The sequence below is a fragment of the Microbacterium canaveralium genome, from assembly GCF_047238045.1.
In the GTDB taxonomy this organism is placed as follows: Bacteria; Actinomycetota; Actinomycetes; order Actinomycetales; family Microbacteriaceae; genus Microbacterium.
Genome location: NZ_JBDFMA010000003.1, coordinates 2,751,234 through 2,775,346, shown reverse-complemented (window position 1 = coordinate 2,775,346; position 24,113 = coordinate 2,751,234). Strand labels below are relative to the sequence as shown.

General features: G+C 71.0%; 23 protein-coding genes. 13 read left to right on the top strand and 10 right to left on the bottom strand.

The genetic code is table 11. The features are described from left to right. Positions 1-5: 5 nt before the first annotated feature. Positions 6-869, top strand: coding sequence for an NAD(P)H-binding protein (locus ABC271_RS14335; RefSeq protein WP_412925506.1), 864 nt, complete (start codon positions 6-8; stop codon positions 867-869). Between the two features lie 13 nt (positions 870-882). Here the strand turns inward: ABC271_RS14335 and ABC271_RS14330 are convergent, their stop codons facing one another. Continuing rightward, positions 883-1,356 carry an Lrp/AsnC family transcriptional regulator gene (locus ABC271_RS14330; protein WP_412925505.1) on the bottom strand — a complete coding sequence of 158 codons (474 nt, stop codon included), beginning with the start codon at positions 1,354-1,356 and terminating at the stop codon, positions 883-885. A gap of 152 nt (positions 1,357-1,508) precedes the next feature. Here ABC271_RS14330 and ald point away from each other — a divergent pair, with 152 nt between their 5' ends. After that, a complete protein-coding gene (ald, locus tag ABC271_RS14325) occupies positions 1,509-2,594 on the top strand; it encodes an alanine dehydrogenase (RefSeq protein ID WP_412925504.1) in 1,086 nt (361 codons plus the stop codon). A 17-nt stretch (positions 2,595-2,611) separates the two neighbouring features. Here the strand turns inward: ald and ABC271_RS14320 are convergent, their stop codons facing one another. Then, entirely contained in the window at positions 2,612-3,292 is a 681-nt protein-coding gene (locus tag ABC271_RS14320) for a response regulator (RefSeq protein ID WP_412925503.1), read from the bottom strand. Continuing rightward, the gene (locus ABC271_RS14315; RefSeq protein WP_412925502.1) at positions 3,289-4,893 is read right to left on the bottom strand and encodes a sensor histidine kinase; all 1,605 of its coding nucleotides are present in this window, start codon (positions 4,891-4,893) and stop codon (positions 3,289-3,291) included. The genes ABC271_RS14320 and ABC271_RS14315 overlap by 4 nt, the downstream gene beginning before the upstream one ends. A gap of 144 nt (positions 4,894-5,037) precedes the next feature. On the opposite strand from ABC271_RS14315, the gene ABC271_RS14310 reads away from it, so the two are divergent. After that, positions 5,038-6,486, top strand: coding sequence for a cation:dicarboxylate symporter family transporter (locus tag ABC271_RS14310; RefSeq protein ID WP_412925501.1), 1,449 nt, complete (start codon positions 5,038-5,040; stop codon positions 6,484-6,486). Then, the gene (locus ABC271_RS14305; RefSeq protein ID WP_412925500.1) at positions 6,483-7,313 is read left to right on the top strand and encodes an aldolase/citrate lyase family protein; all 831 of its coding nucleotides are present in this window, start codon (positions 6,483-6,485) and stop codon (positions 7,311-7,313) included. The genes ABC271_RS14310 and ABC271_RS14305 overlap by 4 nt, the downstream gene beginning before the upstream one ends. Before the next feature lie 132 nt (positions 7,314-7,445). On the opposite strand, the gene ABC271_RS14300 is transcribed toward ABC271_RS14305, so the two are convergent. The 4 genes from ABC271_RS14300 to ABC271_RS14285 all read right to left on the bottom strand — a co-directional run bounded on the left by ABC271_RS14300 (position 7,446) and on the right by ABC271_RS14285 (position 10,125). Then, positions 7,446-8,003, bottom strand: a complete 558-nt coding sequence (locus ABC271_RS14300; RefSeq protein ID WP_412925499.1) for a DnaJ family domain-containing protein — start codon at positions 8,001-8,003, stop codon at positions 7,446-7,448. Between the two features lie 190 nt (positions 8,004-8,193). Beyond that, positions 8,194-9,018: an oxygenase MpaB family protein gene (locus ABC271_RS14295; protein ID WP_412926175.1), complete on the bottom strand. Its 825-nt coding sequence runs from the start codon at positions 9,016-9,018 to the stop codon at positions 8,194-8,196. 160 nt (positions 9,019-9,178) lie between these two features. Then, positions 9,179-9,715: a hypothetical protein gene (locus tag ABC271_RS14290; protein WP_412925498.1), complete on the bottom strand. Its 537-nt coding sequence runs from the start codon at positions 9,713-9,715 to the stop codon at positions 9,179-9,181. A 2-nt stretch (positions 9,716-9,717) separates the two neighbouring features. Then, the gene (locus ABC271_RS14285; RefSeq protein ID WP_412925497.1) at positions 9,718-10,125 is read right to left on the bottom strand and encodes a DUF4383 domain-containing protein; all 408 of its coding nucleotides are present in this window, start codon (positions 10,123-10,125) and stop codon (positions 9,718-9,720) included. Between the two features lie 294 nt (positions 10,126-10,419). On the opposite strand from ABC271_RS14285, the gene ABC271_RS14280 reads away from it, so the two are divergent. Genes ABC271_RS14280 through ABC271_RS14270 form a run of 3 tightly spaced genes read left to right on the top strand, consistent with a single transcriptional unit; the run spans position 10,420 to position 12,673 of the window. Then, a complete protein-coding gene (locus tag ABC271_RS14280) occupies positions 10,420-10,848 on the top strand; it encodes a YdeI/OmpD-associated family protein (protein ID WP_412925496.1) in 429 nt (142 codons plus the stop codon). Positions 10,849-10,896: 48 nt separating this feature from the next. Then, complete coding sequence (locus ABC271_RS14275) at positions 10,897-11,514, top strand: asparagine synthase (RefSeq protein ID WP_412925495.1); 618 nt, start codon at positions 10,897-10,899, stop codon at positions 11,512-11,514. A gap of 37 nt (positions 11,515-11,551) precedes the next feature. Beyond that, on the top strand, positions 11,552-12,673 hold the full coding sequence (locus ABC271_RS14270) for an NAD(P)-binding domain-containing protein (RefSeq protein ID WP_412925494.1): 1,122 nt from the start codon (positions 11,552-11,554) through the stop codon (positions 12,671-12,673). Positions 12,674-12,793: 120 nt separating this feature from the next. Here ABC271_RS14270 and ABC271_RS14265 read toward each other — a convergent pair whose 3' ends face one another. The 3 genes from ABC271_RS14265 to ABC271_RS14255 form a co-directional block, all read right to left on the bottom strand. Continuing rightward, the gene (locus ABC271_RS14265; protein WP_412925493.1) at positions 12,794-13,123 is read right to left on the bottom strand and encodes a hypothetical protein; all 330 of its coding nucleotides are present in this window, start codon (positions 13,121-13,123) and stop codon (positions 12,794-12,796) included. 136 nt (positions 13,124-13,259) lie between these two features. Further along, on the bottom strand, positions 13,260-14,174 hold the full coding sequence (locus ABC271_RS14260) for an alpha/beta hydrolase (RefSeq protein ID WP_412925492.1): 915 nt from the start codon (positions 14,172-14,174) through the stop codon (positions 13,260-13,262). Further along, positions 14,171-15,148 (bottom strand): LacI family DNA-binding transcriptional regulator, encoded by a 978-nt coding sequence (locus ABC271_RS14255; RefSeq protein ID WP_412926174.1) that lies wholly within the window; start codon positions 15,146-15,148, stop codon positions 14,171-14,173. Before ABC271_RS14255 ends, ABC271_RS14260 begins: the two co-directional genes overlap by 4 nt. 176 nt (positions 15,149-15,324) lie before the next feature. Between ABC271_RS14255 and ABC271_RS14250 the strand changes: the two genes are divergently transcribed. From ABC271_RS14250 to ABC271_RS14225, 6 genes are all read left to right on the top strand, one after another. After that, entirely contained in the window at positions 15,325-16,689 is a 1,365-nt protein-coding gene (locus ABC271_RS14250; protein WP_412925491.1) for an ABC transporter substrate-binding protein, read from the top strand. A gap of 8 nt (positions 16,690-16,697) precedes the next feature. After that, positions 16,698-17,633 carry a carbohydrate ABC transporter permease gene (locus ABC271_RS14245; RefSeq protein WP_412925490.1) on the top strand — a complete coding sequence of 312 codons (936 nt, stop codon included), beginning with the start codon at positions 16,698-16,700 and terminating at the stop codon, positions 17,631-17,633. Then, positions 17,626-18,585, top strand: a complete 960-nt coding sequence (locus ABC271_RS14240) for a carbohydrate ABC transporter permease (protein ID WP_412925489.1) — start codon at positions 17,626-17,628, stop codon at positions 18,583-18,585. Before ABC271_RS14245 ends, ABC271_RS14240 begins: the two co-directional genes overlap by 8 nt. Before the next feature lie 50 nt (positions 18,586-18,635). Continuing rightward, entirely contained in the window at positions 18,636-19,709 is a 1,074-nt protein-coding gene (locus tag ABC271_RS14235) for a LacI family DNA-binding transcriptional regulator (RefSeq protein ID WP_412925488.1), read from the top strand. Positions 19,710-19,863: 154 nt separating this feature from the next. Further along, positions 19,864-23,091 carry a glycoside hydrolase family 3 C-terminal domain-containing protein gene (locus ABC271_RS14230; protein WP_412925487.1) on the top strand — a complete coding sequence of 1,076 codons (3,228 nt, stop codon included), beginning with the start codon at positions 19,864-19,866 and terminating at the stop codon, positions 23,089-23,091. Beyond that, on the top strand, positions 23,088-24,083 hold the full coding sequence (locus tag ABC271_RS14225) for a hydroxyacid dehydrogenase (RefSeq protein ID WP_412925486.1): 996 nt from the start codon (positions 23,088-23,090) through the stop codon (positions 24,081-24,083). The genes ABC271_RS14230 and ABC271_RS14225 overlap by 4 nt, the downstream gene beginning before the upstream one ends. Positions 24,084-24,113: the final 30 nt, after the last annotated feature.

The window sequence follows — 24,113 nt, the reverse complement described above, 5'->3', positions numbered from 1 at the left end:
GAACAATGATCGCCATCACCGGGGCAACGGGAGCCCTCAACGGCCGCACCGTCGAGCATCTGCTTCGCATCGTGCCCCCCTCCGAGCTCACGATCATCGCGCGCGATCCCGAGCGGGCCGAGCGGTTCGCTCGTGCGGGTGCGACGGTCCGCGCGGGGCGGTACGAGGATCCCGCCGGTCTCCGTGAGGCGCTCCGGGGAGCGGACCGGGTCCTCCTGGTCTCGTCCAACGATCCGGGTGGCGACACCGTGGCTCTCCATCGGAACGCCATCGAGGCCGCGGTGGCGGCCGGAGTCGGTCGGGTTCTCTACACCAGCCACCAGGGTGCCCACACCGACTCGCCGTTTCCGCCGGCCCGTGTTCACGCCGCTACCGAGGCTATCCTGGCGGGCTCCGGAACGAGCTGGACCGCGCTGCGGAACGGCTTCTACGCTCACAGCCTCGACTGGCTCCTGGGGTCGTGGCGTTCGAACGACCGCATCGCGGTCCCCGCGGACGGACCGGTCTCGTGGACCTCGCGCGACGATGTCGCCGAGGCTGCGGCGGTGCTGTTGGGCGGGGCGGTCATCCCCGATGGGCCTGTGACGTTGACGGCTCCCGCTGCGCCGCGCTTCACCGATCTGACGGGGCCCGCGTCCGAGGTGGCGGGAAGGCCGATCGGCGTCGAGATCGTCGATGCGGAGCACTGGGTCCGTCTCGCTGTCGAGGCGGGACAGCCGGAGATGCGGGCGAGGTTCTCGCTGACCATCTTCCAGGCGGCGGAACGAGGGTTCTTCGCCGGGACGGATCCGCTTCTGGGCACCCTCCTCGGCAGGGAACCGCTGTCGGTGCGGGAGGCTCTCGCGCTACCCGACCGTTTTATGACGTGACGTCGACGCGAGATCAGGTGAAATCGGCTGCCAGGGCGTTGCGGTGGTACTCGAAGATGATGCTCGTGCGCGTGGATGCCACGCTGTGCCGCGCCGAGAGCTGATCGACGACGAAGCGACGCACCGCTGACGAGTCGTCGACGGCGATGTGGACCAGGAAGTCGTCGGCCCCGCCGAGGAAGAACAACTGGATGACGTCCGGATGCCGACGGATCTCCTGCGCGAAGGCGCGGATGCTCTCGTGACGCTGCCCGGGTCGAAGCGTCACGCCGACGATGGCCTGGAGGCCCCGGCCGAGACGGCTCTGGTCGACGGCGGCGTGGAAGCCCGTGATGAGCCCGCGGTCGACGAGGGCGCGAACGCGGGTGTGAGCGGTGGATGCCGCGACCCCGAGCGCGTCAGCGAGGGCGGCGTTCGTCATCCGGGCGTCCGCGGAGAGCATCTCGATGATCCGCGCATCGAGCGGGTGCAGTTCGTCATCGGTCATCGCAGATCCTTCGGCTCGTAGATCGGGTGAGGCGGCTTCTTGGCGAGAATACCGGCGCATGTGACATGCATTTCGAAGAATCTGCGGATTAACGCAACGGAAACAGAGATTTCTGCGATTCTTCCTGCCACCACCACTCAGAGGAGGAACCGATGCGCGTCGCCGTGCCCACCGAGATCAAGAACAACGAGAACCGCGTCGCCATGACGCCGGCGGGCGTCGACGCCCTCGCGCATCGCGGCCACGAGGTTCTCGTGCAGGCCGGAGCCGGTGAGGGCAGCGGGTTCTCCGACGACCAGTACCGCGCGGCGGGCGCCGAGATCGTGGCGAGCGCGGACGAGACGTGGGCGCGCGCGGAGCTGCTCGTCAAGGTGAAGGAACCCATCGCCCCCGAGTACGCGCGGCTGCGTCCGGACCTCACGCTCTTCACCTACCTGCACCTCGCCGCCGACCGCCCGCTCACCGACGCTCTGATGGCCGCCGGGACCACCGCGGTCGCCTACGAGACCGTCCAGACCGCGGACCGCGCCCTGCCGCTCCTCGCGCCGATGAGCGAGGTCGCCGGGCGCCTCTCGATCATCGAGGGGGCTCACCACCTGCTCCGCGCCTCGGGCGGTCGAGGACTCCTCCCCGGCGGCGTTCCGGGCACGCCCAAGGCGAAGGTGGTCGTGATCGGCGGCGGCGTCGCGGGCGAGCACGCCGCGGCCAACGCCCTCGGGCTCGGTGCGAACGTCACCGTCATCGACATCTCGCTGCCCAAGCTCCGCCAGCTCGAGGAGCGTTTCGGCGGCGCGATCCAGACGCGAGCCTCCACCCGCCTCGAGATCGCCGAGCAGCTCGCCGACGCCGACCTCGTGATCGGCTCGGTGCTGATACCGGGTGCCGCGGCGCCCAAGCTCGTCACCGACGACATGGTCGCGGCGATGAAGCCGGGCTCGGTGCTCGTCGACATCGCGATCGACCAGGGCGGCTGCTTCGAGGGGTCGCGTCCGACGACTCACGACGCGCCCACCTTCCGCGTCCACGACTCGCTGTTCTACTGCGTCGCGAACATGCCCGGCGCCGTGCCCCACACCTCGACGCGCGCCCTCTCAAATGCCACGCTGCCCTACATCACGCGGATCGCCGACGCGGGCTGGGAGGCCGCGGCATCCGCCGATCCGGCCCTGGCGAAGGGCCTCAACGTGCGTGCCGGCGTCGTGGTCAACGAGGGCGTGCGGGCGGCCTTCGACCTCTGAGCGCGCCCGCTCGCGCGTCAGGCACGGACCCAGGCGTACGTGATCTCGGGGCGGCCGGGGCCGCCGTAGCGGGGCTCGCGACGGACGCGGCCCGCGTCGGCGAGATGCTCGAGGTACCGCCGGGCCGTGACGCGCGACATGCCCTCGTGTTCGCCGACCTCGGTCGATGACAGCGAACCGGATGCCGTCCGCACCCGTTCCGCGACAGCCTGCAGCGTCTCGTCGCTCAGGCCTTTCGGCAGCGTCGGTGCGACGGTGCGCAGCGAACCGAGCAGGGCGTCGACCTCGGACTGTGTCGCGTCTCCCGCGGCACGATCCAGGCCCTCGACGTACGTGCGGTAGGCCTCGAGCCGTTCGCGGAACGCCGCGAACGTGAACGGCTTGATGAGGTACTGCACCACACCGGTCGACACCGCCGCGCGGACGGTCGCGGCATCCCGGACCGCCGTCACGGCGATGATGTCGACACCCGCTCCGATCGCACGCACGCGCCGGGCCACGTCGAGTCCGCCCCCGTCGGGCATGGTCATGTCCAGCAGCACGAGGTCGATCGGCCGAGCGGGATCGGCGATCGCGGTGAGCGCCGCACGTGCCCCCGCCGCCTGACCCACGACCTCGAACCCCGGGACGCGTCCGACGTACGCGGCGTGAAGCTCCAGCGCGAGAGCATCGTCGTCGACGACGAGCACGCGGATCACGCGTGCACCGCCTGGACCGGAGCCGGCAGCACCACGCGCACCGTCGTGGGTGCGTCGGTGATACGCAGCGTTCCGCCGTGCGCCGCCACGATGTCGCGCACGAGCGCCAGGCCCACGCCGCGCCCGCCCGCCACCGCCGCGGGCTTGGTCGACGCGCCGAACGCGAACGGGTCGGCGAGGGCGGGGTCGAACCCCGCTCCGCTGTCGCTCACCTCGATCGCGACGTCGGGTCCCGTGCTCGCCAGGGCCACCCGGACCCAGTGCGGTTCGGCGCCTGCGGCTGCGGCATCCATCGCGTTGTCGACGAGATTCCCGACCACGGTGACGGCCTCGGCGGGGGCGAGGGGGAGGGTGGGGGTCGGCTCCTCGACGTCGAGATCGAGGGCGACGCCGTGCTCGGCGGCCTCGTCGAGTTTCCCGAGCAGCAGCGCCACGACCACGGCGCCGTCGTTGCCCGACACGATGCGGTCGGCGAGATCCTGCCGGCCCGCGGTGGATGCCTCGATGAGCCGCCGAGCGTCATCGAGGCGGCCGAGCTCGAGGAGGGCGAGCAGCGCGTGCAGCCGGTTGCCGTGCTCGTGCGTCTGCGAGCGCAGCGTCTCGCTGAGCGTGCGGACGCCCTCGAGCTCGCCGAGGAGCGCCTGCAATTCGGAACGGTCGCGGAGGGTCATGACGCGCCCGCGTTCGGGGGCGCGGCGCCCCGCGAGGTCGCGGGCCTCCTCCTGGTTGACCAGCAGGACGCGGTCGCCGGTGGCCACGGTCTCCTCCACCATTCGGCGACCCGTGGCGATGGCCTCGGCGAGCGCGGCATCCATGTCGGTCGCGCGCGGGTCGAGGCTCACCTGACCCTCGGACGCGGGAGGCAGGCCCAGCAGATCGGCGGCTTCGTCGTTGTAGAGCACGATCCGGCCGTCGCTGTCGGTGACGACGAGGCCCTCGCGCAGCGAGTGCAGCACGGTCTCGTAGCTCTCCACCAGCCGGGCGAGCTCGCGCGGCGTGTACGACCCGGTGACCCGCCGGGCGCTGCGGCGGACGTACAGGGCACCCAGGATGCCGATACCGACGATGCCGGCCGCGGCGGCCACGATCAGCGGGACACGGGCGGCGAGGTCGGCCTGCACGGCGCCGAGCGTGACCCCGACCGAGACGAGGCCCACGATCTCGCCGTCGTCGACACCGCCGTCGCGGATGGGCGTGATGGTTCGGACGGACGGGCCGAGCGTGCCGTCGTAGACCTCGGTGTGGGTGCGGCCGGCGAGCGCCTCCTCGCGCGAACCGAGGTACTGCTGCCCGATCTCGGACCGGTTCCGGTGGGTCAGCCGGATGCCGTCGGGAGTCATGATCGTGACGAACGACAGGTCGGCGTCCGAGAGGATCGCCTCCACCATGGGCTGCAGCGTCTCGGAGTCGCGCCCCGCGGTGAGAGCGGCGACGTCCGGCTCGTGCGCGAGCGTTTCGGCCACCGACCGGGTGACCTGTTCCGCCTGACGCTGGCCGGAGTCGGACAGCTGCACCGACATGAGGGCGGCGAGGACACCCGCGACCAGCACGACGACGCCGAGCGACACCATCGCCAGCCGTCCGCCCACGCTCAGTCGCATGCCGTGCCCTTTCCGGTTCGTTCCGGTCTGCCGTGAACAATACGACCACAAATCGCCCCGGACGCCGCGCTCGTCCAGAGTCGGGACATCGCCGGCGGCCCCGCCGGACTCAACGAAGACGTTAGGAAAAAGGGGAACTCGCGAATGTCTCTCTCACTCCGCACCACGCGCGACGGTCGGCCGCGTAAGAAGATCGACCGCAACCACTGGCTCTACATCGCCGTCATCGTCGCCGTCGTGGCGGGCATCGTGGTCGGCCTCGTCGCCCCGCAGTTCGCCGTCGGCCTCGAGCCCGTCGGCAAGGGCTTCGTCAACCTCATCAAGATGATGATCGCCCCGGTCATCTTCTGCACGATCGTCGTCGGCATCGGCTCGATCGCCAAGGCCTCCACGGTCGGCAAGATCGGCGGCCTGGCGCTGCTGTACTTCCTCGTCATGTCGACGTTCGCGCTCGGTATCGGCCTGCTCGTGGGCAACATCATCCACCCCGGTGAGGGCCTGAACATCGCCGGTGCGCAGTACGACGCCGTTCCCGAGGCGACGACGACGCAGGACTTCATCCTGGGCATCATTCCGACGACGTTCTTCTCGGCGTTCACCGGCGGCAGCATCCTCCAGGTGCTGTTCATCGCGCTCCTCGTGGGTTTCGCGCTGCAGGGCATGGGCGAGCGCGGGGCCCGCTTGGTCGAGGGCATCCGCAACTTCCAGGTGCTGGTCTTCCGCATCCTCGGCATGATCCTGTGGCTCGCGCCGATCGGTGCCTTCGGCGCCATCGCCGCGGTCGTCGGCAAGACCGGCTTCGGCGCCGTCATCAGCCTCGGCATCCTGATGGGCTCGTTCTACCTGACGTGCTTCCTCTTCATCACGGTCGTGCTGGGTGTGCTGCTGTTCGCCGTGACGCGGGTCAACATCTTCTCGCTCATCAAGTACCTCGGTCGCGAGTACCTGCTGATCGTCGGCACGTCCTCGTCCGAGGCGGCCCTGCCCCGCCTCATCGCGAAGATGGAGCACCTCGGCGTCTCCAAGCCCGTCGTCGGCATCACCGTCCCGACCGGCTACTCGTTCAACCTGGACGGCACGGCGATCTACCTCACGATGGCGTCGCTGTTCATCGCGACGGCGATGGGTGCCCCCATGTCGATCCCCGAGCAGATCGGCCTCCTGATCTTCATGATCATCGCCTCCAAGGGCGCGGCCGGTGTCACCGGTGCGGGCCTCGCCACCCTCGCCGGCGGCCTCTCTGCCTACCGTCCCGACCTGGTCAACGGCGTCGGTGTCATCGTCGGCATCGACCGGTTCATGTCCGAGGCCCGCGCCGTCACGAACTTCACCGGCAACGCCGTGGCGACCCTCCTCATCGGAGCCTGGACCAAGCAGTACGACCGCGAACGCGTGGGCGAGGTGCTCTCGGGCCGGATCCCCTTCGACGAGACGCTCCTCACCGGTCACGACCACTCCACGACTCCGGCAGCGGATGCCAAGGAAGAGGCGTCGACCGAGGCCGGCACCGGTCCTTCGGCCGTCGACACGCAGGCGCTGAACGCCTTCCGCGCCCAGGCGGAGGCGGAGGCGGCGGCCCGGAGCCGTTCGTGAGCCTGACGCACTCCTCGGCGGGGGCGGCTTCGGCCGCCCCCGCCCCCGCGCGCGTGGACCTGGCCCGCACGTGGCTGCTGCGCTCGCCGCTGGCGGCAGGGGGCGACACCGCGGCCGACGTCCTCGTGCTCGATCTCGAGGACGGGCTGCCCGCTGCGCGCAAGGCCGAGGGGCGCGAGCGCGCCCGTCGCGCCGCCGAGGAAGCCCCGGTGTGGCTGCGAATCAGCGCCGCGGGAACGCGCGACGGCGAGGCCGACCTCGCGCTCGGTCGCGACCTCAGCGGCGGGCTCGCCGGCGTGGTGTTGGCGATGTGCGCTGGACCCGCCGACGTCGCCCACGTCGCGGCGTCCCTCCCCGATGGCGTGCCGATCGTGGCGATGATCGAGTCGGCTGCGGCGCTGCTCTCGGCCCCCGCGATCGCGGCGCACCCCGCCACCCGACGTCTGGCGTTCGGCACCGGCGACTTCCGCCGAGACACCGGTATGGCGGCCGACCGCCTCGCCCTGTCGTGGCCGCGCGCGCAACTCGTCGTCGCGTCGGCGGCGGCCGGGATCGCCCCGCCCATCGACGGCCCGTGCGGCCCGGTGGAGCAGGCGCGGGATGCCGCGGACCACGCCGCCGCGATGGGGTTCACGGGGACACTGGCGTTGCGGGAGGCCGCGATCGCCGGCGCTCACGCGGGATTCACGCCGGCCTCGTCCGAGGTCGCGGAGGCCCAGGCCCTGCTCTCGACGGTGCCCGACGGCCCGGTGGACGGCTCGTACGCCCCCGCCCTGGCCCGCGCTCGCGCGCTGGTGTCGCGCGCCGAGGCCCTCGCGCGGCTCTGACGCGCGCGGCCGGCGCGGCCCCGGCGCCGCCGCCCCGCCGCCGCGAGATCACACGTTCCGCTCGAGCGCGCACGTTCCGGTCGTCCCGTCCGTGAGCACTCGACCCGATCGTGTGCTTTCGGCGCCCGGGCGTCAGCGCCTCCGGAACCAGCCGCGCCGGGGTCGGGGCGCGGCCGCCGGAGCCTCGACGGTGCGGGCACGGCGGCGCTCGGCCCACCCCGCGACCTCGGCATCCACGTCGACCGTCGGTGTCACGACGGGCGGGCCGCCGAGCAACTGCCGACGTGCCTCGATGACGCGGCGGTTGAAATCCTCGAGCGCTTCGCGGACGTCGGGCTCGCGCGAGAGGGCGTCCAGGCGATCGGCGAGCTCGGCGTGCTCCACTCGCAGGGTGAGGGCGGGCGGCCCGAGCCCCGACAGCTTCTCGGTCTCGATCTTGCGGCGGATCCACCAGTCCGGGTCGTGGCCGTCTCCGAGGCCGACGAGGGGTTTCCCGGCGCCGGGCAGGTCGTCGAAGTCGCCGCGCCGAATCGCCTGCTGGATCGCCGTCTCGACGTACGCGGCGCGTTCCGCCGCGGTGGATCCGCGCTCCGGTGCGGTCGCCTCCGCCGACTCGGGTTCGATCCCGGCTTCCCGCAGCCGCCGGTCCAGGCGGTAGCGCTCGGCCGCCTCTCGGGGGTCGTCGCTCATTCCGCCTCCGCGTGTGTGCTCGGGTCCTTCCAGGCTACGTCGGCGGCGACGCGATGGCGCCGTGGACAGCCCGACACCTCCTGCGGGGGAGTGGATGCCGACCTGCCGGGGCCGCCACTGCCCGGACGGGCTCACTCGGCCGCCGAACACCCGAGGGCGACGCCCCCGGCGGCGCAGCCTCCGCCCCGCCCTACAGCCCGAGTCGGCGCAGTCGCAGGCGCGCCATGTCCTGCGCCCGCGGTCCGGAGCCGAGCGCCCGCTCCGTGACGCGCAGGATGATCCGGGTCGCCGTCTTCACCGGCAGCCACGACCGGCGCACCCCGAGGAGGCGCCGGAGGCGCGGGGGGAAGGTCGCGACGGCCGCGGCGAACAGCACGCGGTAGGCGAGCCCCATCGCCCCGGTGAACGGCGGCTTGCGGAGGAACCGGACGACATCGTCGACCCGCTCGTCGCGGCGCAGTTCGCCGCGGTCCAGGAAGCCCTCCAGCTCGGCGCGAAGCGCGGCTTCGGTCCGCGGCGGATCGGGGATGCGCATGAGACGTCCCGCCGTGGCCCAGTCCGCGACATACGCGTCGGCGCCGCCGGGGATCGCGCCGCCGTAGGCCTGATGGCTCCGGAGGAAGGCGTCGGTGAAGGCGAGGTGCACCCAGCGCACGAGGTCGCCGTCTTCGGCGGTGTAGGTGCGCGCGCCCCCGTCGCCGCCGACGTAGGTGCCCTGCACGCGCTGATGGAACCGGCCGACCCGGGCGGTCTCGGCATCCGCCTGCGCCTTCGAGCCGTAGGTGAGGGTGATGACCCAGCGCACGGTCCCGGTGAGGCGCCCGATCGGGTCTTCGCGGTAGCGCGACCAGTCGTGGACGCCCGCGAGGGCCCCGGGGTGCAGCGCCTGCAGGAGCAGGGCGCGGATGCCCGCGACCAGCGTTCCCATTCCGGCGTGGACGGTCCAGGCGGGACCGTTCTCGACGAAATAGCCGCCGTCATCGCCCTCGGCGATCGCCCGGACGTACGGCGCCATCCCGGTCGGGTCCCCCGCGAGGGCGGTGAGCAGCTTCGCGCGCAATCGTGCGACGCGGGCCGAGACGGGAGGGGAGGGGGTCACCTCTCCAGCGTGCCACCGTCCGAGCGATCGGGCTCGGCGGTAGTACGACGTCGGGGATGTTCCCGGGGGAGGGGGATCAGTGCCCCTCGTGGGTGATGACGGGGACGGTCCCGTCGTCGCGGATCAGGACCGCGTCCTGCGTCGCACCGAGGGCGGGCGTGACGACGACGGCGATGATCGACGCGGCGAGGAGGAGCCCGAGCACGCTCATCGGCTGAGCTGTGCGGGGGGTCGTGTCTGTGTCATCGCGGCCGTGACGGCGCACGTGCACTGCGACGGCCGCTCCCACGACGATCAGCAGCAGCGCCGCGGCCGCGATGGCGATGATGCTCGTGTGCGTCGGCAGGACGAACATCAGGGCGGACGAGGTGAGGAGCCCTGCGAGGACTCCCACCAGCGTCGCCCGCGGGGCCACCAGTCGACCGAGGGCGAGCGCGGCTCCACCCCAGACGAGCGCGGCCACCCCGAGGACGACCAGACCCGCTCCGAGACCGCGCGAGGCGGCCCCGGAGCTGGGTCCCACGATCGCACCCGCACCGAGGGCGGCGAGGATCAGCCCGGCCCCCCATGCGGACACGGAGGGCCACGACCGGACGAAGGTCGCGGCGTTCACGCTCAGACCGCCGCGGTGCGGGGGACGTTGCGCTCGGTGCCCAGTCCGACACCCAGGAGCACGACGGCGCTGGCGAGGTGCAGGAAGTGGTCGGGCACGTTGAGCGCGAGGATGTTGGCCGGTCCCGTGAGGAAGAAGCCGACGATGCCGAGGAGCAGGTAGACCGCGCCCACGGTGGTGTTGACGCCCTTGGCGGCGCGAGCGTTGGCGAGGCCGGCGACCAGCAGCGCGGCACCGATCAGGAGGTGCGCGATGTTGTGCAGCGGGTTGACCTCGAAGATGCCCAGAAGCAGGCCACCCTCGTTGGCGATGAATCCGACGCCGCCGGTGACGGCGAAGCCGAGCAGACCGACGAGCAGGTAGACGGCGCCGAAGACGGTGGCGACGATGCGGTTCGGTGACGAGCTCATGATGAACCTCCCAGAGTTTTTGCAGCGGCCACTCGGCCGCCTTCCTCACATCTTCGGAGACACTGGTTGTTTCGGATTGGCCTTTGCGGCGCCCCGGGCAATGCTGTAGGACGAGCGCGCGCCGCTCGTTGCGCCCGCGCGCGGACCGCCGTCCCCCGGATACGACAGAAGGCCCCCGAGTACTCTCCGAGGCCCTCCGCAACGGGTGAGACGCTACGGGAGGGGCGCGATCACAATCCGGGGATTGCAATTCCCGTGCTGTTCACCTACGCGCGTCTCTGCCACACTCGCCGCATGAGGTTCGAGACGACGCTGTTCCAGATGGGAAACAACACCGGTATCGAGGTCCCGCCCGAGATCGTCGAGGCGCTGGGCGGCGGCAAACGTGCCGCAGTGCAGGTCGACGTCAACGGCTACGTGTACTCCAGCACGATGGCGGTGATGGGTGGGCGCCAGCTCATCCCGTTCTCCGCTGACAAGCGCAAGGCGACGGGGCTTGCCGGCGGCGATCCGATCACGGTCGAGCTGACGCTCGACACGACCGAGCGCACGATTGAGATTCCCGAGGATCTCGGGGCCGCCCTCGACGCGGCGGGTGTCCGGGCGGCGTTCGACGCCCTCGCCCCGAGCACGCGTAAGGCACACGCGGGCAGCGTGGCCGAGGCGAAGGCTCCGGAGACACGCGCGCGTCGCATCCAGAAGATCGTCACCGCCCTGGCCTGACCGCCGTCGACCGCCCGGCTCGACCGATAGCCTGGAGAGGGAGGTCGCGTGGGCCGGACGAAGGATGCCATCGCCGAGGGGTTGTCGATCGCGACGGCCGCGGCGCGGCTCACCGTGCGCAACCGGATCCTCGTCGAGACGATCGCGCGGGGCGGGCAGTTCGACGGCGCCGTCTTCGCCGAGTTCGCCCGCGAGACGTTGCGCGCGCTGGCGGCGGAGCAGGATCAGGCGGCGAACCGCGTGACCCAGCAGCGCAAGCGCGCGTGGGGGCGGTTCTCCGATTCGTCGGGCACCCACGACTACCGCGATCGCGACACCCGCAACCTCCGCCGACGCGCACGTCAGTCGCGCGGGGTGGCGAAGGAACTGCGCGAGTTCGCGGATGACCCCGAGCGCGTCGACGTCCTGGTCGCTGCGGCGCGCGAAGCCGCGTGGGGCGACGTCGCGGCGAACCTCTCGCAGCGTCTGGACGTCGAGGGAATGACCGCGGATGCCGATCCCGACTACGCCACGATGCGGCGTGCGCGCATGGACGCCCTCCGGATGGTGGATCTCGCCCGCCTCGCCTCGCAGGCGAAGAAGCGGGCGAAAGAGCAGTCTGCGGCCGCAGACGCCGATGCCGTTGATGCTCCCGCGCCCAAGAAGAAGAAGTCGACCTCGGCCTGAGTCGCCCCGGAGGCGGACGGCGTCGCAATAATCAAGGGTGACGATTCCTGGGGGCGGCCCACGTTGGGCCAGCGTCGTGGTGATCGGCGCCGGTCAAGCGGGGCTTTCGGCGGCCTACCATCTCGCCCGCGCCGGGTTCGTCAGTGCCAAGGACGCCTCGAGCGACGCCGGTGCGCCATCGTTCGTGGTGTTGGACGCGGAGACCGCGGCGGGCGGGGCCTGGCAGCACCGCTGGCGATCATTGACGATGGCGACAGTCAACGGGATCTTCGACCTGCCCGGCTACCCGAAACCGCCGATCGACGACACCGCCGCCAGCCGAGACGCGGTGCCCGCCTACTTCGCCGCTTACGAGCAGCACCTTCAGCCGCCCATCCTGCGGCCCGTCACGGTGACGGCCGTGCGCTACGCGGACGCCGACCCCGACGGAGATCTGATCGTGGAGTCGACCGCGGGAGTGTGGGAGACACGCGCGGTGATCAACGCGACCGGGACATGGAACAACCCGGTGCTTCCGCACTACCCCGGGCAGGACACCTACCGTGGTCGTCAACTGCACACGCGCGATTACGTCTCGCTCGATGAGTTCTCCGGTCTTCGCGTGGCGATCGTCGGGGGAGGTATCTCCGCAGTGCAGTTGTTGGAGGAGATCTCCCGAGTGGCCACGGTGTTCTGGTACACCCGGCGGGAGCCCGTGTTCCGCGACGGTGAGTTCACCCCCGAGACCGCGGGAAGAGAGGTCATCGCGAAGGTCATCGCCGATGTGGAGGCGGGGAACCCCGCCGGCAGCGTCGTCTCCTACACCGATCTGGCCTGGCTGCCCTACGCGGTGGCTGCGAGGGAACGCGGCGCGCTCGTCCGTCGCCCGATGTTCACGGCGATCGAACCCGACGGGGTGCGGGAGGCCGACGGCTCGTTCACGCCGATCGACGCGATCGTGTGGGCGACGGGATTCCGAGCCGACCTCCGCCATCTCGACCCGCTCGGGTTGCGCAACGCGCGCGGAGGCATCCGCATGACCGGCACCCAGGTGGCCGAGGAGCCGCGCGTCCACCTCATCGGGTTCGGCCCCTCGCAATCCACGGTCGGAGCCAACCGGGCCGGCCGTGACGCGGTCCGGGCCCTTCGGAAACGGCTGATAACCGCCCGAACCAGCTGAGTCCGCCCGCGGGTCTCGAGGTGATCCGTCGATCCCACGGCTCTTACGCCGCGCCTCGTCGCCGGCTCGTTCGTGCGTCCGCGACGGCCTCGTCACGCGACCACTCGGCTGCGGATCGTGTCACCAGGACCGCGGCCGCACCTTCGCGTTCCGCGACGGTTCTGGGGCGGGTGAGGGGCGCTCCGCCAGGGTACTCCGCGAGTGCCGCTCAATCGGGGCGGCGCACGCGGTGTCGTGGGTCTGGCGGTGGGATCGCCACAGCAGGGACTTCACGTCATCCAGCGTGGCGAAGGCGCCCAGCGAGCGGGATTCGTCGTCGAAGGCCGACCACGTACCGTCGGCGCTGCGGCTGGCGAACCCGAAGATGCGGCGGGAACAGGTCCCGAGGAGGAAGTCGCCCTCGATGGACTTCCAGGTGACGTCGTACGTGGCGCACGTGAAACCGAACATCGGGAGCTCCTTTGCTCGCCCGTGTGAGTGCGGCCCTCACCCTATGCCCGTGCGATCTGCCCGGGGAGGTACTTTCGTCCCTTTTGCGCTTTTCGGCCGAAGTCGCGCGGCACATCCCGCGCCGCATCCGGGATCGCTACCGGCGAGTCGCGGCGAGCACGTTTGCGATGGCGTCGAGCGTCCGAGCGACTTCCGGGAGCGCGTCGACCGGCGGAATGTTGAGATGGCCGTGCGGCATGCCCTCCGCGACCTCGACCTGGACGGGGATGCCGGCTTCGCGCAACTGCCGCGCGAACAGTTCACCCGAACCGCGGAGTTCGTCCATCTCGCTCAGTGCGAGAAGCGTGTGCGGGAGACCGAAGGGAGCGCGGTTTCCCGGCATGGCATCCACGGGCGGATTGTCGACGCGTCCCACGTAATCCCGGAGCACCTCGTCGTTGCGTGCCGGGCGGAAGCGCAGGATGTCGGGGAGGTCGTCCATTCCGTCGATGTCGATCGCGGGCACGGGGAAGTGCAGCAGGGGGTATCCCAGGACCAGGGCGGCCGGACGCCGGCCCTCACGATCCGTCAGGCGCAAGGCCGTCGCGGCAGCGAGGTTTCCCCCGGCGGAACAGCCGCCCAGGCACAGGCGCGACGGGTCGATACCGAAGTCCCGCGCGTGGACGGTGAGCCAGGTCCACGCGGCCTCGACGTCCTCCAACGGGGCCGGGAACCGCGTCTCCGGGCCGGCGAGGCGGTAGTCGACGCTCGCGACGACGGCTCCCGCCCGGGCGACCAGTTCCCGAGCGACGACGTCGGACTCGGCCATGTCGATGTCGCCGGCCGTGAATCCGCCGCCGTGCACCCACAGCAGCCCGGGGGCGTCGGTCGCCGCATCCACGGGGCGGTACACGCGGACGCGCACGGGCCCGCGCGGACCGGGAGCGGCGTGCTCGGACACCTCGGTCGGCGGAGCGACATAGCTGGATGCCAGCTCCCCGATGGCACGCGCGTAGTCGTCCCAGTCGACCACGTCGCGCAGGGTGTCGGCCATCACGGCGTCGAGGCTCACGGGCGCGTCTCCCGGGCGATGAGCTCGACGGGGAAGACCTGCCGCACACGGGCGCGGCGGGGGTCCTTCCGCTCGGCGAGGAGGATGTCGGCGCTCTGGTAGCCCATCGCCGTCATCGGGGTGCGGATGCTGGTGAGGCCGATGGCGTCGGTCACCTCGGAGTCCTGTCCGGCGATGACGAGGGCACGCTCCGACGTCGTCGGACGGCGGTCCTCCTCGAGTCGGCGCCAGGCTCCGGCTGCGGTGCGATCGTCGGGCAGGAGGATGGCGTCGAAGCCCATCCGGCGCTCACCGAGGAACTCCACCGCCGCCCGTCCGGCGGCGCTGTCGTGACCGAGGGCGTCGTGCTCGATGAGCACCTCGCCCGGATCGAATCCGGCAGCGCGAGCGGCACCGCGCGCCGCCGTGCGACGCAGATCCGCTCCCGCCCGATCGTGGGGCGGGTGGACGAGGACGATCCGCCGGCGCCCGCGCTCGAGAGCGTACGAGACGGCGAGGGCCGCGGCGGACTCGTCGTCGGCGGCCACGGAGCTGAGGTCGGAGGTCGCGGGGGTGCCGATCGCGACGATCGACACCCCGCGTTCGGCGGCATGCACGGCGATCGACTCGGCGCCGGGGGTCATTTCCAGCAGGATGCCGCGGACGCCGGTCCGTTCGAGCGTGCGGACGGCGTCGTCGACTCCCGTGGGTTCGTCTGCGGGGAACGTGACCAGCGGCTGCGCACCACCCCAGGACAGCCGTCGGCGGATGCCGTCCAGCAGGGCGGCGCGGTGAGGCTCGGTGCCGACGAGAACGACGCCGACGAGGTCGGGACCCACGGGGGCGCGTCGCCCCCGGCCGGTCGGTCGCCACCCGAGTTCGTCGATGGCGGATCGCACGCGACGCAACGTCGGCGCGGCCACGATTTCAGGCTTGTTCAAGACGTTGGAAACCGTTCCGATCGATACGCCCGCAACGCGGGCCACATCATGCATCGACGGAAAGTCCTGGTCTGCCATCGCTCGCCCTCCTTCCTTGGTGGCTGGGATCCATTGTGCTCGTACGGATGCCGCACTCTCATCCTTGCATGAATTGAAATATTTCAACTAGCATCAGGGCGTCGCGATCCGAAGATCCGATCCAGCACTAGAGAGAGCTCGAGGTTTCAATGATGAATCTCCGTACCCGCGTCGGTCTCGGCGCGATCGTCGTGGGCGCGCTCGCCGTGTCCGCTACGGGGTGCGCCGGCGCACAGCAACCGACCATCGATCCCAGCGCCAGCGTCACGATCACCGTGGGCGACCTGCCCAGCACCAAGGCCGAAGCGGCGCGGAAGAACTTCCTCGACGCCGTCGACCAGTTCCAGAAGGCCAATCCCAACATCACCGTCGAGCCCAGCGAGACACGATGGGACAACGGGTCCTTCTCCGCGCTCGTCGCGGGGGGCACGATGCCCACCGTCATGAGCGTGCCGTTCACCAACACGCAGCAGGTGATCGCGAACGGTCAGGTCGCCGACCTCACCGACGTCGTGAATCAGCTCGGCCTGCTGGACCGCCTCAACCCCGACACGCTCACGCCGGCGCAGGCGGACGGCAAGACGTACGGCATCCCGACAACGGTCGATACCGTCGCCCTCATGTACAACCGTGATCTCTTCACGAAGGCGGGCCTCGACCCCGACAAGCCGCCTGCCACGTGGGATGACGTTCGTTCGGCGGCGAAGGCCATCACCAAGGCGACCGGCAACCCGGGCTACCTCCAGATCACGTCGGAGGGTCAGGCGGGGTGGATCTACACCGCGCAGGTCTACTCGCGCGGCGGCAGCATCGAGAACGAGGCGGGCGACGAGGTCACCATCGACAACCCGGCGTCGATCGCGGCCCTCCAGGGGCTGCGGGACATGTTCTCGACGGACAAGACCATGGGCGAGTCGGTCATCATGGACTTGAAGACGATCATGCAGGAGTTCGCCGCAGGGCGGGCGGGTATGTTCATCGCACCGGTGGCATCGTACGAGTGGCTCAACAACGTGTACGACATGGATCTGTCGGTCATCGGCGCCTCCCACCTCCCGCAGGGCGACACCGCGGGGTTGGGCACGCCGCTCGGCGGAAACGTGCAGATGGCCAACCCGAAGTCGACGCCCGAGCAGCTGCTCGCGGCGGCGAAGTGGGTGGACTTCTACTACTTCGGCAAGTTCACGAGCAAGGAAACGGCCGTCGCCAACGCGCAGGCTCTCATCGCCGACGGCGGCATCGTCGGGCTCCCGGGTCTGTCGCCGCTCAGCGCCGACGCGTACAAGCAGTACCGCGACTGGATCGCGGACGACACCAACGTCGACGCGTCGCACTTCACCAGTTACACCGACTCGCTGACGAAGATCCCGCTGATCCCCGAGCCCACCACCCGGGCACAGGAGGTCTACGCCGACCTGGCGTCGACGGTGCAGGCGGTGCTGAGCGACCCCTCGGCAGAGATCGAGCCGCTCGTCGCGGACGCCGCATCCCGACTCGATCGGATCATCAAGCAGTGACTCGAGTCATGTCGGTTCGGATCGGGGTCCCCGCGCGCGAGGCGCGCGGGGGCCTCATCCCGCGCGTCCGACGATGGGTGCGCGCGGGAGGGCTCTGGTCCATCGTGTTCGGGGCGCCACTGGTGCTCGTGTTCGCCTACTTCTCGTGGGGGCCGATCGTCCGGGGCCTCGTGCTGTCGTTCCAGAAGACGAACTTCCTCACCAGCAAATGGGTGGGGCTGACGAACTTCGAGTTCGTGCTCACCGACCCCGTTCTTCCGCGAGCGATCCTCAACACGGTCATCTTCACCGCGATCGGTCTCCTGATCGGTGCCCCGCTGCCCTTGGCGCTGGCGGTGGTGATGTCGGAGTTGCGACGGTGGAAGGGCCTCTACAGCACGCTCGCCTATCTCCCCGTCGTCATCCCCCCGGTGGTGGCCATCCTGCTGTGGAAGGTCCTCTACATGCCGGGCTCGAGCGGGTTGCTGAACTCGCTGCTCGGAACGGTGGGTCTCGGGCCGTTCGCCTGGCTGAACTCGGAGCAGCTCGTCATCCCCTCGATGGTGCTCGCGGCGACGTGGGCGGGCGCCGGTACCTCGGTCATCATCTACCTCGCCGCGCTCGGGGGCGTGCGGCCCGACCTCTACGAGGCCGCAGAACTCGACGGAGCCGGCATCTGGAGCCGCGTGTGGCACGTGACGCTGCCGCAGATCCGCGGTGTCATCCTCGTGCTCATTCTCCTGCAGCTCATCGGGACCATGCAGGTCTTCAACGAGCCGAAGCTCCTCACCGGGGGCGGCCCGAACAACGCCTCCATCTCGATCCTGATGCTCATCTACCAATACGGGTTCGTGAATTCGAACTACGGTGCGGCTGCCGCTCTGAGCGTGATGCTCGCCGCGGTCCTCGCGATCGTGTCGATCGTCTATCAGTTCGCGACCCGGAGGCTCAACGACAATGACTGACACCTACACGCTCACGCAGCCGCCCACGGCGCCGCCGTCCCGACGCCGCCTCCGGCGTCAGGACGACCCCGAAGAGGTGGTGCGCTCCGTCTCCTCGTGGGGGGATCGTCGCAGGCCCCTGGTGAGGTGGACCCTGCGACTCGTCCAGGTGTTCGTGCTCGTCGGTCTCGTCGTCGCGGCGGTGCTGCCGCTGCTGTGGTTGGCCAAGGCATCCGTGTCCACGACGACGGAACTCGTGAGCGACCCGCTGAGGCTGCTGCCCTCGATCTTCGACTGGTCGAACTATTCCGCCGTGTGGAACGACCTCGGGATCTGGCGCTACCTGCTCAACACGCTGCTCATGGCGCTCGGAAGCGCCGCGGTCACGCTCGTGGTCTGCGTGACCGGCGCATACACTCTGTCGATCCTCCGGCCGCGATGGGGCAACGTCGTCTACTGGGCCGTGCTCGCGACGCTGTTCATCCCGGGCATCGTCTCGCTCGTGCCCCTCTACCTCACGGTGCTCGACCTTCCCGGTCTCGGCATCAGCCTCCTGAACACCATGTGGGCGATCTGGCTGCCCGCCGGGGCGAGCGCCTTCTCGCTCGTGCTCGCCAAGCGCTTCTTCGACTCGATCCCGCGCGAACTCATCGAGGCGGCGCGGATCGACGGAGCGGGTCCGGTGCGCGTGCTGTGGTCGCTCGTCATCCCGCTCTCACGGCCGATCCTGTCGGTCCTCGCGCTCCTGAGCGCCGTGGCGGCGTACAAGGAGTACCTGTGGCCGCTGCTCGTCCTGCAGGACCCGGGTGTTCAGCCCATCTCCGTCGCGCTGCCGCGCATCGAGCCGGCACTGGAGTACTCGGTCATGATGGCGGCGCTGTTCCTGTCGATGATCGTGCCGATCGCGCTGTTCCTGCTCTTCCAGCGGCAGTTCCTGCGCTCGGTCGGCATGGCCAACGGCATCAAGGGCTGACGGAGACGGCCCTGAGCTATCTTCGGAGGTATGGAGCGCGGAGAGACTCGATGAGTGCGCCGGATGACACGGGCGTGCGCCGGGCGAACCTCCGCGAGGTCGCGGCGCTCGCCGGGGTGTCGGTGTCGACGGCGTCGCGTGTGCTCTCGGGGACGTATCCGATCGCGGAAGCCACGCGAGGCCGGGTCGTCGCGGCGATGCGCGAGCTCGGCTACTCGGAGGCTCGCGCACGCCGACGGGAGGCGACCCGGACCATCGGTGTCATCGTCCCCGACGTGAGGTCGTCGCTGGTCTCGGGCGTGCTGGCCGGGATCGATGCGGCGGCCGTCGAGCACGGGCGCATCAGCATGATCTTCCCGACCGAGGGTGACGTGGATCGCGAACGCGACATCGTCCGGCTCATCGCGCGTCAACGCGAGCTGGATGCCGTCGTGTTCGTCGGCGGCGTGTACGCGTCGGCCGACTACTCCGACCGCCTGGGCGACTACGCGACGATGCTCGAGGAGATCGACGCGCGTCTGGTGATGTGCGCCCGCCCGGGTCCGATCGCCGCGGACCGCGCGCTCGTGGCCGGCTACGACAACACCGGCGGTGCCTTCGCCATCACGAGCCACCTGCTCTCGCGCGGGCACACCCGCGTGGCCTGGGTCGGGGGGATCGAGGACTACTCCACGACCGAGGGGCGTATCGCCGGGATGCGGGCCGCGCTCGCCGCCCACGGTCTGGAACCCGCGGCCGTCTACACCGACCCGTCGCCGCGCCGCGCGCGTCGCAGTCTCGTCGTCGACCACACGTACGCGCACACCGTCGACCTGCTGCGCGAGCACCCCGAGGTCACCGCGATCGTGGCGAACAGCGATTTCCACGCGCTCGACGTCGTGCGGGCGCTGACCGAAGCGGGGCTCTCCGTGCCCGAGGACATGTCGGTCGTCGGCTACGACGACGATCGTGTCGCGCAGCGTCTGCATCCTCCGCTGACGACGGTGCACCTGCCGGTGTTCGACCTGGGCTGGGAGGCCGCGCGCCTCGCCGTCCAGAAACCCATGCCCGGACACGCCGGTTCGGTCGTTGAACTCGGCACCCACGTCGTCGTCCGAGACTCCGTCGCCGCTCCGCGTCGCTGACACCCCCGCCGCACCTTCGAGCCCCGCCGTCACGGCGGGGCTCGTTGTCGTTTTGAATGCCTCTCCACGCTTGCGTTCGCGTTTTGTTTCTGTATTGTTGCTACGCGAGTGACGCATTGTTGCTGTCACGAGCTGGCTGCCTAAGGGGATCTCGATGATGCGACGACGCGCCTTCTCCACGCTCGGGATGTCCGACGCCCCTCTCGCCGACGTGGTGGCTGTGGCGGCGGAAAGCGGATGGACGGGCGTGGAGGTGGGATCCGCTGCCGACAGGCCGGTCAACATCTCGCTGTCGATGGCTCAGCGGGCCGATGCGCGATCGATCCTGGCCGCCGTCGACCGGGTGTGCCTCGCCACGTACGTGCGTGTCGCCGACGTCGGCGCCACGGACGCCGACGTCCTCGCGCGCGTGCGCGCCGAGGCCGTCCTCGCGCGCGATCTCGACTTCCCGGCGATCCGTGTGTTCCCCGGCGGTGCGGATGACGACGTCCTCGTGCGTCGGCTGCGGGCCGCCGTCGCCGTGTCTCGCGACACCGGGGTGGACATCTGGCTCGAGACGCACGACTCCCACTCCACCGGCCTGTCGGTGGCGCGGGTGCTCGACGCGGTCGACGACGAACGCGTGGGGACGATCTGGGACGTCGCGCATCCCTGGGTGGCGGGGGAGCCGGTGTCGACGACCGCCGCCCTGCTCGCGCCGTGGCTGCGTCACGTCCAGGTGAAAGACGTCGCCGGGCGCGGCGACGCGCGACCCGTGCTTCCCGGGCACGGTGGCATCCCGCTCGAAGAGATCCTGCTCCAGCTCGACGCGCGCGCCTACGACGGATACCTCAGCCTGGAATGGGAGCGTCGGTGGTTTCCCGAACTGCCACCCCTGCGTGACGCGCTCTCCGCCGCGACCGTCTGGCTCGCCGCGCATCCCGCGCTCGAGCGCACGCCGGTCTCCGACGTCGAAGGAGCCCTCGCCGCGCTCGACCTCGACGAGAAGGTGGCCCTGGTCACGGGCCGGGACTTCTGGTCGACCACCGGGATTCCGCGCATCGGCTTGCGCCCCCTGGTGCTCTCGGACGGCCCCGCCGGGGTTCGCGGGCCGACCATGGACGAACGGCAACCGTCCGTCGTGTTCCCCTCGGCGGGCGCGATCGCCGCGACATGGGATCCGGCTGTCGCGCACGATGCGGGTCGGGCGCTCGCCGACGAGGCGGTCCGCCACGGGGTGGATGTCGTGCTCGGACCGACGATCAACCTGCACCGCAGCCCGCTCGGCGGGCGCACGTTCGAGTCGTTCTCCGAAGACCCGGTCCTGTCGGGCGCGATCGCCTCGGGCTACGTGCGCGGGCTGCAGGACGGCGGGGTGACCGCGTGTCCCAAGCACTACGTGCTGGGCGACTCCGAGACCGACCGGATGACGGTGTCCGTCGAGGCCGACGAGCGGACGCTGCACGAGCTCTACCTCGCGCCGTTCCGCTCCGCCGTGTCGGCGGGAGCCGGCGCGATCATGAGCGCCTACAACGCGGTCGACGGCGTCACGATGACCGAGAATCGCCTTCTGGAGGACCCGCTCGTCACGTCGTGGGGGTTCGACGGCGTCGTCGTCTCCGACTGGTCTGCGGTGCGCTCGGTCGCCGCCGCGCGCGCGGGCCAGCACCTCGAGATGCCGGGTCCGCGGGGAGCCTGGGGTGAGGCGCTGCGGTCCGCCGTGGAGGACGGCGAGGTGTCCCTCGAGGTGCTCGACGAGAAGGTCCGGCGCATCCTCCGGCTCGCCGAACGCGCCGGGGCCCTCGGGGGAGGCATGCGTCCCCCGCTGTCGCACCGCGATCCGGGCGCCGTCGCGCGCGCCGTGGTGGTCGGTGGCTCGGTGCTCCTGGAGAACGATGGCATCCTTCCGCTTTCCGCGTCGCCGGAGACGCCGCTGCGTGTCGCCCTGCTCGGCTCGGGGGCGACACGGCCGCGCGTGCAGGGCGGGGGCAGCTCCGAGGTGTTCCCCGTGAGCGTCACGACCCCGGCAGCCGCGCTCGCGGGGGAGCCCGGCATCCATCTGACCGTCGTCGACGGGACGGTCGCCGGTCAGGTCGAGCCGTTCGCAAGCGACGAGCTCCGCGCGCCGGACGGGACGCCCGGCGCCGTGCGCGCGGTCCTCCGCGACGGAGAGGGCGGCGTCCTCTCCGACGAGCGGCGGTCGACGTCGCGTCTGATCTGGTTGGGCGATCTGCCCGACGCCGCTCGTCGTCTCGACGTCGAGTTCGAGGTGCTCCCGTCCCGGACGGGGCGGATGCGGATCGGCATCGACGTCCCGGCGGCGGGGACGCTCCGCATCGACGGCGTCGTCGTGGCCTCGGCCGAGGGCGGGGCCCGCGTCGAGGGTGCCCACATCGAGCACGCGAATCCGCTCCAGGCCGACGTCGACGCGGTCGCGGGACGGGCGGTGCGGGTGAGCGTCTCCGCCGACGCTCCCGAGGACCTTCCGCTTCGCATCCTCGACGTTCGTCTCGGTCGCGCCTACGAGGGAGACCCCGCCGCCGCGCGCGCGGACGCCGTCGCCGCCGCGCGCGAGGCCGACGTCGTGATCGTCTGCGTGGGCACGCCCGTCGGAGCGGAGTCCGAGGGGCACGACCGGGCTGACCTGACTCTGCCGCCCGACCAGGACGCCCTGATCGCGGCCGCCGTCGCGGCCAATCCCCGCACGATCGTCGTCGTCTCCGCGGGTGGGCCCGTCGAAATGCCGTGGCGGCACGACGTCGCGGCGGTGCTGCTGACGTGGTTCGGGGGCCAGGAGATCGGTTCTGCGCTGGCGGACATGCTGCTCGGACGCGCCGAACCCGGCGGACGTCTCCCCACCACGTGGCCCGCTCGTCTGGCGGACGCCCCGGTGTCGGCGGTCGTGCCGCGCGACGGCGTGCTGCGGTACGAGGAGGGCCTCGACATCGGCTATCGCGCCTGGGCCGGCGCCGACGCCACCCCCGCGTATCCGTTCGGCCACGGACGGGGGTACACGTCCTGGGCGCTGGGAGCGGTGAGACTGGAGCAGTCGAGGGGCCGGATCCACGTCGTCGCCGACCTGACCAACACCGGCCCCCGGCGCGGACGACACGTCCTCCAGGCCTACCTCTCCCGGCCCGACTCGGACATCGAACGCCCGCCGCTCTGGCTCGCGGCGTTCACCGCCGTCGAGGCCGATGCGGGTGTCCGCACCACGATCCGTCTCGAGATCCCGGCGGCAGCGTTCGCGCATTGGTCCCCGCGCGACGGGGAGTGGATGACCGAGCACGGGGCCTTCGCCGTGTCGCTGAGCTTCTCGGCGACGGACGTCCGGTGGACCGGGAGGGTTCACCCGGTCGGGGTGCCGTCGCGAGGCGCCGGCGTGACGGGTGCCGGGGCATGAGGGCGCGTCCTCGCGTCCTTCTGTCGATGTGGGACGACGTCGTGTCGGAGGTGTTCCCGCCGCGGCTGCGGGAGACGCTGCACCGCACGGTCCATCTGCTCGACGACCGCCCGCTGCAGTCCCTCGACGATGCGGTCGCCGCGCACCTTCCCGGCGCGGAACTGCTGATCACGAGTTGGGGAGCGGTGTGCGTCGACGACGCCCTCCTCTCCCGGGCGCCGAAGCTCCGCGGGGTGTTCCACGCCGCCGGTTCGGTGAAGAGCGTCGTGGGCGACGCCGGGTGGCGCGCCGGATTGCACGTGACCTCCGCCGTCCGAGTGGGGGCGGGCCCGGTGATCGACTTCACGGTCGCGATGGTGATGCTGAGCGCCCATCGCGCGCTTCCCCTCGCCCAGGAGTATCGCCTCGCCGGCTTCCCCGCGGTACGCGGGCGCCGGGGACGCTTCGGGTTGCGGATCGGGGTCGTCGGCGCATCCGCGATCGGACGCGGCGTGATCGAGCGTCTCGTCGCCGACGGGTGGGATGTCGCCGTCTACGATCCGGTGGTCGATCCCGCGGTCGTGCGGTCGCTGGGCGCGCGTCAGCTCGAGCTCGACGAGCTGTGCCGGACCAGTGACATCCTGACCCTGCACGCCCCGAGCCTGCCCGGCACCCGGGGAATGATCGACGCGCGCCGGCTCGCCTTGCTGCCCGATGGCGCGACTCTCATCAACACCGCTCGCGGTGCCCTGGTCGACCACGACGCGCTGCGCGCCGAGTGCGTGAGCGGTCGATTGGATGCCGTCCTGGATGTCACGGAGCCCGAGCCCCTGTCACCGGACGACGTCCTGCTGCGCCTTCCGAACGTCGTGTGCACGCCGCACGCGGCGGGGGTGCAGGGCAGCGAGATCGGCGAAATGGGGGCCTTCATCCTCGATGAGGTACGGCGCTACCGGAGCGGGCAGCCCCTGATGGGCGCGGTCGACCCGGGCCTTCTGCCGACACTCGCCTAGCGGCGGGGGGTCCGCGACGGCGCGTCGACG

Bases quoted from the DNA above. Each gene is read 5' to 3' on its own strand.
- ABC271_RS14335 (WP_412925506.1), top strand. From the start codon at position 6: ATGATCGCCATCACCGGGGCAACGGGAGCCCTCAACGGCCGCACCGTC.
- ABC271_RS14330 (WP_412925505.1), bottom strand. From the start codon at position 1,356: ATGACCGATGACGAACTGCACCCGCTCGATGCGCGGATCATCGAGATG.
- ald (WP_412925504.1), top strand. From the start codon at position 1,509: ATGCGCGTCGCCGTGCCCACCGAGATCAAGAACAACGAGAACCGCGTC.
- ABC271_RS14315 (WP_412925502.1), bottom strand. From the start codon at position 4,893: ATGCGACTGAGCGTGGGCGGACGGCTGGCGATGGTGTCGCTCGGCGTC.
- ABC271_RS14310 (WP_412925501.1), top strand. From the start codon at position 5,038: ATGTCTCTCTCACTCCGCACCACGCGCGACGGTCGGCCGCGTAAGAAG.
- ABC271_RS14300 (WP_412925499.1), bottom strand. From the start codon at position 8,003: ATGAGCGACGACCCCCGAGAGGCGGCCGAGCGCTACCGCCTGGACCGG.
- ABC271_RS14295 (WP_412926175.1), bottom strand. From the start codon at position 9,018: ATGGCGCCGTACGTCCGGGCGATCGCCGAGGGCGATGACGGCGGCTAT.
- ABC271_RS14285 (WP_412925497.1), bottom strand. From the start codon at position 10,125: ATGAGCTCGTCACCGAACCGCATCGTCGCCACCGTCTTCGGCGCCGTC.
- ABC271_RS14280 (WP_412925496.1), top strand. From the start codon at position 10,420: ATGAGGTTCGAGACGACGCTGTTCCAGATGGGAAACAACACCGGTATC.
- ABC271_RS14265 (WP_412925493.1), bottom strand. From the start codon at position 13,123: ATGTTCGGTTTCACGTGCGCCACGTACGACGTCACCTGGAAGTCCATC.
- ABC271_RS14255 (WP_412926174.1), bottom strand. From the start codon at position 15,148: ATGCATGATGTGGCCCGCGTTGCGGGCGTATCGATCGGAACGGTTTCC.
- ABC271_RS14250 (WP_412925491.1), top strand. From the start codon at position 15,325: ATGAATCTCCGTACCCGCGTCGGTCTCGGCGCGATCGTCGTGGGCGCG.
- ABC271_RS14245 (WP_412925490.1), top strand. From the start codon at position 16,698: ATGTCGGTTCGGATCGGGGTCCCCGCGCGCGAGGCGCGCGGGGGCCTC.
- ABC271_RS14240 (WP_412925489.1), top strand. From the start codon at position 17,626: ATGACTGACACCTACACGCTCACGCAGCCGCCCACGGCGCCGCCGTCC.
- ABC271_RS14235 (WP_412925488.1), top strand. From the start codon at position 18,636: ATGAGTGCGCCGGATGACACGGGCGTGCGCCGGGCGAACCTCCGCGAG.
- ABC271_RS14230 (WP_412925487.1), top strand. From the start codon at position 19,864: ATGATGCGACGACGCGCCTTCTCCACGCTCGGGATGTCCGACGCCCCT.
- ABC271_RS14225 (WP_412925486.1), top strand. From the start codon at position 23,088: ATGAGGGCGCGTCCTCGCGTCCTTCTGTCGATGTGGGACGACGTCGTG.